This is a genomic window from Lysinibacillus sp. FSL M8-0337 (genome assembly GCF_038593855.1).
GTDB classification, from domain to species: Bacteria; Bacillota; Bacilli; order Bacillales_A; family Planococcaceae; genus Lysinibacillus; species Lysinibacillus sphaericus_D.
In genome coordinates, this window is the sequence record NZ_CP151996.1 from 2,003,190 (window position 1) to 2,015,716 (window position 12,527).

At 38.2% G+C, this 12,527-nt stretch carries 19 protein-coding genes; all 19 read left to right on the top strand.

From position 1 onward, the window contains the following. The first annotated feature begins 149 nt into the window (after positions 1-149). The 19 genes from MKY08_RS09420 to MKY08_RS09510 all read left to right on the top strand — a co-directional run bounded on the left by MKY08_RS09420 (position 150) and on the right by MKY08_RS09510 (position 12,523). Positions 150-578: a hypothetical protein gene (locus MKY08_RS09420; RefSeq protein WP_256093154.1), complete on the top strand. Its 429-nt coding sequence runs from the start codon at positions 150-152 to the stop codon at positions 576-578. Positions 579-662: 84 nt separating this feature from the next. After that, the gene (locus tag MKY08_RS09425; protein WP_069511152.1) at positions 663-1,310 is read left to right on the top strand and encodes a hypothetical protein; all 648 of its coding nucleotides are present in this window, start codon (positions 663-665) and stop codon (positions 1,308-1,310) included. Beyond that, complete coding sequence (locus MKY08_RS09430; RefSeq protein WP_176723173.1) at positions 1,288-1,440, top strand: hypothetical protein; 153 nt, start codon at positions 1,288-1,290, stop codon at positions 1,438-1,440. The genes MKY08_RS09425 and MKY08_RS09430 overlap by 23 nt, the downstream gene beginning before the upstream one ends. A 645-nt stretch (positions 1,441-2,085) precedes the next feature. Next, complete coding sequence (locus MKY08_RS09435; protein ID WP_069511154.1) at positions 2,086-2,964, top strand: hypothetical protein; 879 nt, start codon at positions 2,086-2,088, stop codon at positions 2,962-2,964. Between the two features lie 63 nt (positions 2,965-3,027). Further along, a complete protein-coding gene (locus MKY08_RS09440) occupies positions 3,028-3,465 on the top strand; it encodes a terminase small subunit (RefSeq protein ID WP_256093155.1) in 438 nt (145 codons plus the stop codon). Beyond that, positions 3,465-4,778, top strand: a complete 1,314-nt coding sequence (locus tag MKY08_RS09445) for a PBSX family phage terminase large subunit (RefSeq protein WP_342534924.1) — start codon at positions 3,465-3,467, stop codon at positions 4,776-4,778. Before MKY08_RS09440 ends, MKY08_RS09445 begins: the two co-directional genes overlap by 1 nt. A gap of 14 nt (positions 4,779-4,792) precedes the next feature. Beyond that, positions 4,793-6,199 (top strand): phage portal protein, encoded by a 1,407-nt coding sequence (locus MKY08_RS09450; protein WP_342534925.1) that lies wholly within the window; start codon positions 4,793-4,795, stop codon positions 6,197-6,199. Further along, a complete protein-coding gene (locus MKY08_RS09455) occupies positions 6,196-7,272 on the top strand; it encodes a phage minor head protein (RefSeq protein WP_342534927.1) in 1,077 nt (358 codons plus the stop codon). The genes MKY08_RS09450 and MKY08_RS09455 overlap by 4 nt, the downstream gene beginning before the upstream one ends. A 6-nt stretch (positions 7,273-7,278) precedes the next feature. Further along, complete coding sequence (locus MKY08_RS09460; protein WP_176723216.1) at positions 7,279-7,452, top strand: hypothetical protein; 174 nt, start codon at positions 7,279-7,281, stop codon at positions 7,450-7,452. A 116-nt stretch (positions 7,453-7,568) separates the two neighbouring features. Continuing rightward, positions 7,569-8,168 (top strand): phage scaffolding protein, encoded by a 600-nt coding sequence (locus MKY08_RS09465; protein WP_069512799.1) that lies wholly within the window; start codon positions 7,569-7,571, stop codon positions 8,166-8,168. A 13-nt stretch (positions 8,169-8,181) separates the two neighbouring features. Next, positions 8,182-9,147, top strand: coding sequence for a major capsid protein (locus MKY08_RS09470; RefSeq protein ID WP_342534929.1), 966 nt, complete (start codon positions 8,182-8,184; stop codon positions 9,145-9,147). A gap of 46 nt (positions 9,148-9,193) precedes the next feature. Then, positions 9,194-9,325 (top strand): hypothetical protein, encoded by a 132-nt coding sequence (locus MKY08_RS09475; RefSeq protein WP_342534930.1) that lies wholly within the window; start codon positions 9,194-9,196, stop codon positions 9,323-9,325. Beyond that, positions 9,303-9,638: a hypothetical protein gene (locus MKY08_RS09480; RefSeq protein WP_342534931.1), complete on the top strand. Its 336-nt coding sequence runs from the start codon at positions 9,303-9,305 to the stop codon at positions 9,636-9,638. The genes MKY08_RS09475 and MKY08_RS09480 overlap by 23 nt, the downstream gene beginning before the upstream one ends. 1 nt (position 9,639) lies before the next feature. Beyond that, positions 9,640-9,960 carry a phage head closure protein gene (locus tag MKY08_RS09485; protein ID WP_342534932.1) on the top strand — a complete coding sequence of 107 codons (321 nt, stop codon included), beginning with the start codon at positions 9,640-9,642 and terminating at the stop codon, positions 9,958-9,960. After that, complete coding sequence (locus MKY08_RS09490) at positions 9,960-10,376, top strand: HK97-gp10 family putative phage morphogenesis protein (RefSeq protein ID WP_069513059.1); 417 nt, start codon at positions 9,960-9,962, stop codon at positions 10,374-10,376. The genes MKY08_RS09485 and MKY08_RS09490 overlap by 1 nt, the downstream gene beginning before the upstream one ends. Beyond that, on the top strand, positions 10,373-10,816 hold the full coding sequence (locus MKY08_RS09495; protein ID WP_069513058.1) for a DUF3168 domain-containing protein: 444 nt from the start codon (positions 10,373-10,375) through the stop codon (positions 10,814-10,816). Before MKY08_RS09490 ends, MKY08_RS09495 begins: the two co-directional genes overlap by 4 nt. A gap of 45 nt (positions 10,817-10,861) precedes the next feature. After that, a complete protein-coding gene (locus MKY08_RS09500) occupies positions 10,862-11,641 on the top strand; it encodes a phage major tail protein, TP901-1 family (protein ID WP_342534935.1) in 780 nt (259 codons plus the stop codon). A gap of 61 nt (positions 11,642-11,702) precedes the next feature. Next, the gene (locus MKY08_RS09505) at positions 11,703-12,179 is read left to right on the top strand and encodes a tail assembly chaperone (protein ID WP_069512807.1); all 477 of its coding nucleotides are present in this window, start codon (positions 11,703-11,705) and stop codon (positions 12,177-12,179) included. 50 nt (positions 12,180-12,229) lie between these two features. Next, on the top strand, positions 12,230-12,523 hold the full coding sequence (locus MKY08_RS09510; RefSeq protein WP_103976569.1) for a hypothetical protein: 294 nt from the start codon (positions 12,230-12,232) through the stop codon (positions 12,521-12,523). The last annotated feature ends 4 nt before the right edge of the window (positions 12,524-12,527 follow it).

Below are 12,527 nucleotides of genomic sequence, written 5' to 3' on the forward strand. Positions count from 1 at the left end.
ATTAATCTTACTGAACACTTTGAGAAAATTAGTAATAAATATAAATCAAAAAGCCGCAGCGTCGTCACACGCTACAGCTCGAATTGGTTCATGCCCTTTTAAGACAATCTAGTAAAAGAAGTATATCACAACTTAGGAGGGCAAACCTAATGGGCAAACAAGGGCAATTAGAATTAAATCGTTATCAGTTGGATAAGGCAATCAAGAAGTATCATGACAACATGTGTAAGTACATGAGAATGAAGGACGAGCTTGATTCATTAACAGCTGCTGCTTCTACAGCACAATATGGAATTGAAGCAACAATGCCAAAAGCAGCTGGTGGCACAAGTGATCCAGTCCACGCGCATGTCCAAATCAGAGCAGCGCGCGAGGTTCGAATTAACAAGATTAAAGAAGAACTACTTATGGTTCAAAATTTAACAGGCAAGGTAACTGGTGATATTGAGCAAGAAGTACTTTACTGGTTGCTAGAGGGCATGCCTTTCCGTTGGATTGGTGCTAAACTAAATATGAGTCATACAAGCGTACAACGAGTACGAGAACGTATTTTGGATTCTATGACAAAACAGCCTTAGGGCTGTTTTTGTTGTAATATGAAAAAAGTTCCACTATTAATGTGATAAATGATACAATAGAGTAAAAATATGGAGATATATAAAATGACTTTAACAGAAATCACTTACAGTGCCCTATTTGTTTTTTTACCAGGAATTGTTGGGGTACTTCTAATAAACTTATTGACATCTAGTAAGGTTTATGATGCAAAGGTGTTTTTCCTGTATTCCTATATTATTTCTTTGATATCCTACTCTATTATAGGTTTATTTATGAAACAAGGTTTTATAAAGTTTTTAGCAAGTAACGGAGAGTTTAAAATACTTCCCAAAGAAATTCTACTTTCTACAGGTGTTAGTATTATTTTATCAGCGATTGTTGTTTACGTAATAAATAAAAAATTGGCTTTCTCAGGTGCTATGAAAATGAAACTATCAAATAAGTTTGGTAGTGGGGACGTCTGGTTTGATGTTTTTAACGATGAAAAAACTAACTGGATAACCTTAAGACCGCCTAATTCTAATCAATATTTTGTTGGTGAAGTGGAGCATTTTTCCGATGATGAAAAAATCAGAGAGCTATTTTTGCATAATGTAGCGATTTATGATAACGAAATTGGTTACATGTATAGTCAAGAAAAAATGTATTTTTCATTTCTTAGAGATGCAGAAATAACGATAGAGATAGGTAAACATAATATTGATAACAGTAGGAAGGGGAATGTGGAAAATGCCGAAGAAAACAACGGATAATAAAAATGTCGGGAATAAGTCTAACAAGAGTAATGAAGGATGGAAAACACAATTTAATTCAAGAAAAAAAGAAGTGGGACAAATTAGCCCACCTCCAGCACCACCACCAAGAAAAACAACAACAAATTAAAAAGAGCGCAAATGCGCTCTTTTTTTTCTGCGGTCAAATGTGCCAAGTGTTCCAAATGTGACAGATGTTCCAAATGTTCCAAATGTATCATTTTGGGTAAGTTGAGATGTAAACTAAAGGGGAGGTCGGACAGGTAAATGTTTCTTCCCTTGGTATTTATATAATCCTAAATATTAGGGAAAGACAGACCGACGACCGACCCGCGCCCCATAAACTTGTTCGGGGCAAGACATACATGGCCGGCCTATATATTTAAAAAGATTAGGTATCTTAATTAATATAAAAGGCTAAAAATCGGAATAAGGAGTGGTTTTTATGTGAACTTCGTCCACTTTCCATAATTCAGTCAAACTTACTAAACGTGCACGGAAATGCACGAAAACAATTCGATTACGATAATAACGTGGTGTAGCTCTACCACGGTTGCTAGAAGTGAGCTAACTTGACAGTTTTACCACAATAGAATAATAGACGAATGCAGGCCTTCATCCAGCGCCGGGATGGGGGCTTTTATTTTGCTTTGAAAACTGCATCAAACAGCCAAAACGCTTACTGTCTAGAGGGTAGAGTTTGGTGTGGTTTTGAAAGTGGAAAAATAGTGAAATTGAACCTTTTTTACTCTATGATAGAGAAGGAGGGATGACAATGGTAGCATTAAGAAATCAAGACTTTAAAAAAGGGTTGATTGAATATTTCGAAATGCAAGAGGAGCATGATCTAGCATCAATAATGCGTTCTTGTGATTTTGAATTATCTGACACTGGTCGATTTACGTATAGAGTTTGGGATCAGACATCTATTGATTTAGAGATTAGGGTTCCAATTCCAATGTTTAAGAAGGTCGAGGGGGAATGGAGTAAGATTACAAAGGCTTGTTATGCTATATATCCTGCTGATGATAATCATGATTTAATGAACATTGATAAAAAAATCAAAATAGTTGAATCCACCTCTTTTGTTGATGAACAAGGATTGGAAGTTGTAGCTACAGGTGCGCAAGTCTATCAAAATTTAATAACAAAAGTTCACAAAAGTCATATGGACTCTATTGAAAAGGATTATATTTTAGAAGGATGTAATTGTGCTTTGCACGGGAACAGGTTAGCAGCGGCGACTATGATTGGCTGTGCTGCAGAGCGATTATTATTACAGTTGTGCGAATCATACCTGCAGTATATAAAGAACAACGGAGCCACAACAAGAGAAATCGAAAAATTTGAAGTTGAAGTATTAAATGCTAAGAAAGCTCACGCTAGATTAGATGGTTTTATAGGAAAAGTAAGAAATGCTGAAGAATTGTTTAAAGGTATAGGGTTAGAAAATTCTAATCTTCACTTTGGTTTTTTAGATATTGTTAGACAAGTACGAAATGAATCAGGCCATCCTACGGGAATTAAAATTTCAGAAGAAGACTTGAATACAATATTTGGTAATTATCAATTGTTAATCGACAGGGTCCATCCTGTTATAACTAGATTACCCTTAATCAAAAACGAAACTGAATCCGAAACAGAAGTACACTAGTCACGTTTATATAACGTGGCTTTTTCTATTTTACTTAGCAATTAGCAAAACGGGGTGATGCCATTGATTGAACGAAAATTAACTGTAAAGCAACAAGCGTTTGCTGATTATTATATTGAACTAGGAAATGCCACAGATGCGTATTTGAAGGCATATCCGAATGTTAAGAAGGAAGCGACAGCGAGAGCAGCAGGAAGTCGCATGTTAACAAATGTTAGCGTGAAATCTTATATAGACGGTCGCATGGAAGAATTGAAGTCTGAACGAGTAGCTGATCAGCAAGAAATATTAGAATTACTGACTGCAATCGCAAGGGGCGAGACAACTTCAGCAACTTTACGTGGCATCGGCGAAGGTGCCCAAACAATTGATGAAGATATGCCTCCGACTACTGCCGAACGAATTAAAGCCGCTGAATTATTAGGCAAGCGTTATCGTATGTGGATTGATAAGGTGGAAACAGACGGTAAAACTAAAGTTGTTATTGTGGATGATGTGTAATGACGGAACAGCGTATAAGTCTAGCTAGCATCATTACAGAGCAATTCAAACCATTTTGGCGCGCCTCCAGAGCAAAGGAACATCTTAGGTATGTACTAAAGGGTGGCCGTGGTTCCGGTAAGTCATTTCATATTCCAATGCGTATCCTGTTAGACATCATGGAATATCCAGTGTCAGCACTAGGTATCAGGAAAGTACAAAATACCATTCTAAAATCGGTGTACGCCAACTTTAAGGCAGCAGCCAATGTTATGGGAGTTCGAGATCAATTCCGATTTGTTGATTCTAAGCTCGAAATTACTTACTTAGGCAGAGGAAATAAGATTTATTTTGCTGGTGCTGATGACCCTGAAAAGATTAAATCTATTAAAGATGCTGATTTCCCTTTAGCTATCGTATGGTTTGAGGAATTAGCAGAATTTAAGTCAGAAGATGAAGTAACGACAATTGAAAACTCAATCCTACGTGAGGAGTTGGAAGGGAAAATCTTTTCGCAAGCTGATAGACAGCAAGCGTACCCTTTTGACTACTCATTTTATTATTCCTACAATCCTCCGAAACGTAAGCAGTCATGGGTGAATAAGAAATATGAAAGTTCAATGATTGATGCCAATACTTATGTAGATCATTCAACTTATTTAGGAAACCCGCATCTTTCAAAAAAGTTTATTGAAGAAGCAGAAAATGTTAAGAAAAATAAGCCATTAAAATACCGTTGGGAATACCTCGGAGAAGCGATAGGGAGTGGTGTTGTGCCGTTTGATAACTTACAAATTGAAAAAGGTTCTATCACGGATGAAAAGGTAGCAACCTTTGACAATATCCGTAATGGTGTTGACTTTGGTTATGCTACTGATCCACTGGCATTTGTCCGTTGGCATTATGACAAAAAGAAAAATGGTATTTATGCTGTAGATGAAATTTATGGTGTGAAAATAAGCAATAGAGAATTTGCGAAACAACTACAACAAAAAGGGTATCAATCAGATGAAATTTATGCTGATAGTGCTGAACCTAAGTCCATAGCAGAGTTAAAAAACGATCATGATATTAAACGAATAAAGGCTGCTAAGAAAGGTCCAGATAGTGTCCAGTATGGTGAGGAATGGCTAGATGATTTAGACTTCATCTGCATTGATCCTAAACGAACACCGAATATTGCACGAGAGTTTGAGAATATTGACTATCAAACAGATAAGGATGGTAATCCGATTCCGCGATTAGAGGATAAGGAAAATCATGCAATCGATGCCACTCGTTATGCATTCGAGCGTGATTTGAAGTCATCTAAAGGCATGAGAATATTGAAATAGAAGAAGGTGAAACAATGTTTCAAAAAACACATACAGAAGAGTTAAATGAGCATATCAACAATAATGCTCCTAAAACCCCAGATGAAATCAAAGAGCTTTACGATAACTTTGATACGTCTAAGATGGTTGAAGGTGTGAAGTATTATCAAGTCAATAATGACATTAACAAACGGAATATTTACACATATCAGGACGAAAAGAAAGTAGTTGATGAGGATGCAATAAACTCTAAAATCCCTTCAGGCTTTCATAAAATTTTAGTAGACCAGAAGGTTGCCTACCTAGTAGGAGAGCCAATGGTGTTTGGTAGTAAAAGCGATAATAAACAACAGCTAAAATTACTAGAGGAAATCATTGGTGAGCAGTGGGAAGATACAATCACAGAGATTGTCAAAGGCGCTAGTAATAAGGGCAAAGAATGGCTGCATGTGTTTGTGAATGAAGATGGTGATTTCGATTACATGGTTGTGCCTGCTGAAAACTTTATTCCTATTTATGACTACAGTAAACGCAAGAGGTTAATAGTTGGGATTCGATTTTATCCATTGAGTGACAAAATCATTAAATTCGAAGTATATGATGATGAAAATGTTACTTATTACGAAATGATTAATGGTGAATTAACATTGGATGCAAATATTGAAGTGAATCCAGCTCCGCATTTTACTGATGCTGAAGGTGTTTCAGGTATGGGTTGGGGAAAGGTTCCGTTTATTTGTTTTTCGAACAACGATGAGGAATTAAGTGATCTGCATTTTTATAAAGAGATTGTTGATAATTACGACTTGCTTGTGTCAGATGCACAAAACACGCTACTGGATATGCAGGCACTTATTTTTGCTTTACGAGGGTATGAAGGTGAGTCTTTGGCAGAATTTATGCTAAACCTCAAACGTTACAAAGCAGTCAATTTAGATGATAACGGTGGAATTGATACAATTCGTGCAGAAGTGCCAGTTGAAGCATATAAGACTCAAAGCGATACGCTGAAAGAGAACGTCTTTATGTTCGGGCAAGGGGTTAACCCTTCACCAGATATCATTGGTAACGCTCCTTCAGGTGTAGCTTTAGAAAATTTATATTCATTGCTCGATATGAAAGCATCAATGTTTGAACGTAAAGCTACATTGTCATTGCGTGAATTTATGTGGTTCATTCAAACATATTGTGAGCTTGCTAAGAAGGGTCAATTTGATTCTCGTGACGTGACATTTACTTTTAATAAACTTCTTCTAACTAACGAAGCTGAAATCATTCAAATGGCGCGGGATAGTGATGGTATCATTTCAAAGGCAACAATTCGTGAAAATCATCCTTGGGTGAAAGATGCTGCTCAAGAAGAAGAACGAATGGCACGTGAAGAGAGATTGTATGGTAAAGATTTAGAGCCATTGGATGAAGATGCAGAGGATGAAACATGAATCAACAAGAAATTAATAAAATCCTAGATGAGTTGGAATCGAAGGCTGAGAAAGACATTGAAGTGGTTTTTAGCAAGCGTTTAAAGTCGATACTTGCTCAAATGTTAGAGATGCATCGCAAGTTTGGTAAGAACGGTCAAGCTACTTGGACTGATGTTAATAAGTACAATCGTTTCAATCAAGAAATGAAGTTAATAGCTCACCAGTTGAATGCTGATTACAAAGAGATTATCAAGCTACTACGAGCATCAGAGGAAAGGCTTTACATTGAGAAATATTTAATGATGGCATATTTATTGCAGCAATCTACAGGTGAAGAAATGGGCTTTAAAATACCATCAGTTGAAGTGATTCAGGCAGCGCTTGATAATCCAGTTGAATTTTTAAGTTTACCTAAGATATTTGAAACACATAGGAACGACATCATCAGGCGTTTAAACATCGAAATTGCACAGAGTTTACAAGCTGGTGAAAGCTACACAGACATGGCTATAAGGATTGAAAATGCTATGGGCTGGACAAGGAAAAAAGCAATCCTTGTTGCTCGTACAGAGGGTGGCCGAGTAAGGTCACAAGCAGATTTGGCTGTAGAAGAACAAGGAAGTAAAACAGCGCGACTAACAAAGATATGGATGTCCTCACTAGATACAAGGGTTCGTAAGTCTCATAGGGTGTTAGATGGTCAGAAAGCTGATAAAGACGGATACTTCCACTATAACGGAATGGGAGGTAGCGACCATAAACCAGAACATTTGCAAGATAAAGCACCAAGTTTAGGGTGGAAAGCGAAAGGCCCGCGTTTGTGGGGCATTGCATCAATGGATATTCAGTGTCGTTGTCAGACGATTTTCATGGTGAACGGAAAGTTACCAGAGTACAGGCGGGGCAAAGACTTTATGGATGACACGTACCAAAAGAAATTAGCAGCTCGTATTGATGCTTACATGGAGGACTTAGGATTAACGTATAAAAAAGCGTTTAACAAAGCCTACAAAGAAGTTAAACCGCCTAGTGTGACGATGCCTTATGTAAGTTATAACGAGTGGAAAAAGAAATTTAGCGGAGAGGGGTAACATTTATTGGTTTATTTAATTGTAGTAGCTTGCGGTGATAAAGTTAGCAATCGCCGAGTAGCAGGAGTGAAAGACGTAGAAATAATTGATGGTATTTATAAGCTTTACGATTATTCAAATACAATTATCTTCTCTGCACCTGCCGATTCGGTAGTTTATATGGAACTTGATCAGTCGTAGAAATACGGCTTTTTATTATGCCTAAGTCCCGTCTTTTTGGCGTTTGCAGACGTTAAAGATTCAAAGCGATACCCTATCGTGCGTACTACGATAATGCGAAATAGGAGGATAAACACATGAAAAAAGAAGATTTAATTGCATTAGGTTTAAGTGAAGAACAAGCAGATAAAGTAATTGAAGGTTATGGTCAGATGGTGCCGAAATCGCGTTTGGATGACAAAATACAGGAACTTAAAACAGCAAATGATACTATTGCTGAACGTGATACACAGTTAAAAACTTTACAGACAAAGGCAGCAGGCAATGAAGAGTTACAAACTGAAATCACTCGTTTACAGCAAGAAAATGCAACTACAAAAGCAGAACATGAAGCCGAGCTACAAAAACGTGATTTTGAGCATGCATTAGATAGCGCGTTGCGTGATGCAAAGGCGAAAAATGTTAAGGCTGTTCGAGCGAATCTGAATTTAGAAGCTATAAAGTTAGATGGTGATAAATTACTTGGACTTGACGAACAACTTACAGCATTAAAAGCATCTGATGACTACTTATTTACACCTGATGGATTAGCAGGTAGAACACCACCAAACCCACCAGGTACACCGCCAGTAAAGAACCCATTTAGTAAAGATTATTGGAATCTTACAGAGCAAGGTCGCTTATTCCGTGAAGAGCCTGAAAAAGCAAAACAATTACAAGCCTTAGCAGGGCAGTAGGAGGAAATAGTTTATGACAACACGCATTGCAGATGTTATCGTGCCAGAGGTATTTAATCCTTACACGGTACTACGTACAAATGAATTATCAGCACTTTACCAATCAGGTATTGTGGCACCGGTGGCAGAATTGAAGGATGGTTTAGGTAAAGGGAATCGCTACTTTAACATGCCTTATTGGAATGATTTAAGTGGTGATGATGAATCACTAGAGGATAAATCAGGTTGGGCATTAACTCCTGACAAGATTACTTCGGATCAAGACATGGCTACTCAATTGTTCCGTGGTAAAGCATGGTCAGCAACAGATTTATCTCGCACATTATCAGGTGATGATCCAATGAAAGCAATTGGTGATTTAGTAGCCAGTTATTGGAATCGTCGTATGCAAGCTGCATTAATCTCAACTTTGAAAGGTTCTTTCACTACTATTGCATCTACCCACGTCAATGACATTACAGGTGGCACCGGTGAAGCAGCGAAGATTTCAGGCGCATCAATCGTTGATACGATGTCTAAGTTAGGGGATGCACACGAAGTCTTAACAGGTTTAGTTATGCATAGCGTTCCGTATTTCAACCTTGTGAAACAAGGGTTACTGGAAGATGTACGAGATGCTAACGGCAATGTACTTTATAAAGCTTACTTAGGCAAACGAATCATTATTGATGATGGTGTACCAACAGAAGGAACGGGGCCAAATACGAAGTATACGACGTATTTATTTGGTGCTGGTGCTATTGGTTACGCAGAAGGTTCACCAGAAGTACCAACAGAAACGGATCGTGACAAGTTAGCCGGTGAAGATATTCTTATCAATCGTAAACACTTTGTGTTACACCCACGCGGTATTAAATTTACAAATGCTACTGTAACTGGAACTGCGCCATTAAATACAGAATTAGAGTTAGCTGCTAACTGGTCGAAAGTCTATGAAGATAAAGACATTCGTATGGTTGCATTAATTACATTAGGTTAATCCAAGAGGGGCATCCCCTCTTATTTTTGAGTAAAGGGGTGATGGTATGAGTGCTACAGCTTATCAAAGACGTAGGCGTGAGCTTGCAAAAGCAAGACAGCTAGAGGAAGAAAAAGCAAAGACTCAAACAAAACGAGCACCTAAGAAGGTGAAAAATGATGTGGAAGCCGACAAGTGACGAAATCAACGGAATAATTATTCTAAACGGTGAAAAAGCTACCGCCAAACGTATAGAACATTACACAGCACTAGCACCTGTTTTATACGATGTTGGCTGTTCATGGACTAATAACATATTTGATATGTCTGAGGATGCTCACAGGCAAAAACAGAGTGCCATGAAACTGTTTATAGCGAAAGCTTGTCAGTTCTTTGAATTAAAAATAGGGCTTGTTAGTCGTTCAATGGGTACGGTTGCTTATTCTTACACCGATGAGATACCAGCAACTGTCTATAAGCCGTTAAAGCCTTATAGAAAGCTGAGGTGGTAGTATGTACGATGAATTTCCTCATGAAGTTGAAGTAGTTGAAAAGAAAAAAGTTTCTGTTGGTGCAGGAGATCATAAAACAGATTGGGTGCCAGTAGATACCATTGAGGCATTTGTAGATACACCAACAAGCAAAGAGCAGTATTATGCACAACAACTTGGTAATCCATTACAACGGTACATGTATTATCCGTATCGAACAGATTTAACATCAGCTATGCGATTGCGTTATGAAGGTGAAATATACGAATTTGCTGGACGTCCTGAAGATCAAGGTGGCCAACATGAAAAGATGCGTGTGGCTTTAAAGTTGGTGACTACCTAGTGGCTAAAATCACATTCAGTGGACGTCAACTATTAAGAGCAGCGCAACGTTTTGAAGAAGGATTACTAGATAAGATTTCAGACATCGTTTATGAAACAGCAAGGCTTATTCAATCAGAAGCAAAGGCACTTGCTCCTTTTGATGATGGAAGCTTGAAAGACTCTATCGAAATGAAGATGTTAGGTAAATACAACGCGGTAGTTACTGTTGGTGCACATTATGCAATTTACGTAGAGTATGGCACTGGCATTTACGCTGAAAACGGAAATGGCCGTAGAACACCTTGGACTTACTACAGTTTAAAACTAGGCCGTTATGTAACCACAGAAGGGATGAAAGCTCAACCTTTCTGGGTACCTGCTGTCGATGCCGGACAAGAGTATTTTAATACAGAAATGAGGCGATTGGGCTTATGAGTAATTACTACGCCTTGCCTTTCTTTGAGCTTCAAAAAGTCATTTTTCAAAAGCTAACTGCTTGTGAAGCACTTACAACAATTACTAAGAAAAGTGATGAAGATTCAGGTGTATATGATGCAGTAGACGAAAATACGCCTTATCCTTATGTAACAATTTCAGAACCCTACTCAAGCCCATTTGATACTAAGACAAGTAATATCGAGACGATTACGTTTACGATTCATGCTTGGTGGATGGATAACGACGACTACAGTGGTAAACGTAAGGTTTATGAGATGCTATCAGCTTCACAGAAAGCTTTAATGGCGCGAAATTACATGATTCAAAATGCGAGGGTATTAAGTGTCAAAAGACGTGAATCTCGTGTTATTGATGACAATAGCCCAGGTGTAAAGCATGGCATCTTAGTCCTGCAATATAAAATACAGAACATTTAACAGTCCTAATGCGGGGCTGTTTTTATTTTAGGAGGGAAAATACACATGCAAAACGGTAAAGATACAGTTTTACTTGTACAACTTGCTACAAATGCATTAGGTGAAGATGGCTACCTTATTGGGCATCTAACAGAAAATAGCCACTCGATGGAAAATGAATTAGTAGATGAACAAACGAAATTTGGTCGTATTGTGGCTTACGGCCAATCTAGTGAATCATTTGAAGTAACTATGTTTGGTGACAAAACGGATCCTGGTCAAAAAGCAATCTTGGATGCAATCCGTAATAAGGTGCAATTAAAAGTTTGGGAAGTTGATTTAAATACGGTCAAAAATGATGCTGGTGAGGATGTGCATGATTCAATCTTTGCTTACACGCTAGTTGAATCTGTTGAGAAATCAAATCCAGGTGATAACTTCCAAGAGGTATCAGGTACTTTACAGGTCATTGGAGAGTCGAAAACAGGTCAATTGCCTAAACTACCTAACTCGGTGATTGAGTTTGCAACATACGGCTTCGAAGCACCAGGAGAGAAAACAGGCGAATTCGGTAAAAGTCAAGATGATTCTGTGCCTGTATCAAGTGTGACAGTAACACCTGCAACAACTTCGATTGCAGTCAATGCTACCAAACAATTAAGTGTGGTGGTTGCTCCAGATAATGCATCAAACCAAAATGTAACATTCACATCTAGTGACACTACAGTTGCGAAAGTATCGCCTACAGGTCTTGTAACAGGGTTAACAGCAGGTACCTCAACGGTGACTGTCACAACGGTAAGTGGAGCAAAAACAGCAACGGTTGCAGTAACAGTAACAGCCTAATTTTAAGGGCGCTAAATGCGCTCTTTTCTTTTTGACTTAATTAACGGGAGGGCTATATAACATGGCTACATTAACAATTAAAGATAAACAGGAAGAAGCAAAATTTGGCTTCGCATTTAAAAACTTAGCAGATAAAAATTACAACCAAACGGATACAGAAGGCAATGAATTAGGTGGGTTTAGTGCTATCTATATAGGGCTGTTGCAATTTGATTTGGATGCTTTAAAAGCATTTTGGGATTGCGGATTAGCTCATTTAGGAACAAAAGGGCGTCCTTCAATTGCTGATATTGAGACAGCATTAGAGGAGCGAATTGAAAAAGATGGGGACACAACAGAGCTATTTAAAGAGGCGTTTCGTGTGATTAATGAATCGGGTTTTTTCAAAAAAGATGCGAAGACGTTTTGGAAGAACTTAGAGCTATTCAAAACGATGGTCAAAACCGACGAAGAGAAGGCGGAGAACGCGAAGGGTGCGCAGATTATGCTGGACGCGAAAGCAGAGCTATTGGACGAGGAAACAGAGTTGACGGACTAGAATGGCTAGATGTCTTAACAAACGCTGCTGAGTACTTAGGTGTTCATGATGTGGATTTAATTATGTCGTGGACACCAAACGAGTACAAAGCCTTTTTAAAAGGTGCACAAATGAAGATGGTGAGTGACTATGAAAATCTAGCGATTCAAGCAATGTATATCCGCAAAGCTGATAACGAGAAACGTTTGAAGCTAACTGATTTATTCGATGCTGATAAAGCTAGAAAGAGAATCCTAGAAGGTGATAAAGACTGGAAGGAATCTAAGAAAATGGACACGACACTTTACAAGAAAGCACAGGCTGATATGAAGGCTTGGGCAGAAAAATTAAACATGAAGGGATGATGCA

What these genes read in the sequence shown, in the direction of transcription:
- MKY08_RS09505 (WP_069512807.1), top strand. Translation starts at nt 11,703, where the DNA reads ATGGCTACATTAACAATTAAAGATAAACAGGAAGAAGCAAAATTTGGC.
- MKY08_RS09455 (WP_342534927.1), top strand. Translation starts at nt 6,196, where the DNA reads ATGAATCAACAAGAAATTAATAAAATCCTAGATGAGTTGGAATCGAAG.
- MKY08_RS09480 (WP_342534931.1), top strand. Translation starts at nt 9,303, where the DNA reads ATGATGTGGAAGCCGACAAGTGACGAAATCAACGGAATAATTATTCTA.
- MKY08_RS09485 (WP_342534932.1), top strand. Translation starts at nt 9,640, where the DNA reads ATGTACGATGAATTTCCTCATGAAGTTGAAGTAGTTGAAAAGAAAAAA.
- MKY08_RS09475 (WP_342534930.1), top strand. Translation starts at nt 9,194, where the DNA reads ATGAGTGCTACAGCTTATCAAAGACGTAGGCGTGAGCTTGCAAAAGCA.
- MKY08_RS09500 (WP_342534935.1), top strand. Translation starts at nt 10,862, where the DNA reads ATGCAAAACGGTAAAGATACAGTTTTACTTGTACAACTTGCTACAAAT.
- MKY08_RS09445 (WP_342534924.1), top strand. Translation starts at nt 3,465, where the DNA reads ATGACGGAACAGCGTATAAGTCTAGCTAGCATCATTACAGAGCAATTC.
- MKY08_RS09435 (WP_069511154.1), top strand. Translation starts at nt 2,086, where the DNA reads ATGGTAGCATTAAGAAATCAAGACTTTAAAAAAGGGTTGATTGAATAT.
- MKY08_RS09465 (WP_069512799.1), top strand. Translation starts at nt 7,569, where the DNA reads ATGAAAAAAGAAGATTTAATTGCATTAGGTTTAAGTGAAGAACAAGCA.
- MKY08_RS09450 (WP_342534925.1), top strand. Translation starts at nt 4,793, where the DNA reads ATGTTTCAAAAAACACATACAGAAGAGTTAAATGAGCATATCAACAAT.
- MKY08_RS09430 (WP_176723173.1), top strand. Translation starts at nt 1,288, where the DNA reads ATGCCGAAGAAAACAACGGATAATAAAAATGTCGGGAATAAGTCTAAC.
- MKY08_RS09495 (WP_069513058.1), top strand. Translation starts at nt 10,373, where the DNA reads ATGAGTAATTACTACGCCTTGCCTTTCTTTGAGCTTCAAAAAGTCATT.
- MKY08_RS09470 (WP_342534929.1), top strand. Translation starts at nt 8,182, where the DNA reads ATGACAACACGCATTGCAGATGTTATCGTGCCAGAGGTATTTAATCCT.
- MKY08_RS09425 (WP_069511152.1), top strand. Translation starts at nt 663, where the DNA reads ATGACTTTAACAGAAATCACTTACAGTGCCCTATTTGTTTTTTTACCA.
- MKY08_RS09420 (WP_256093154.1), top strand. Translation starts at nt 150, where the DNA reads ATGGGCAAACAAGGGCAATTAGAATTAAATCGTTATCAGTTGGATAAG.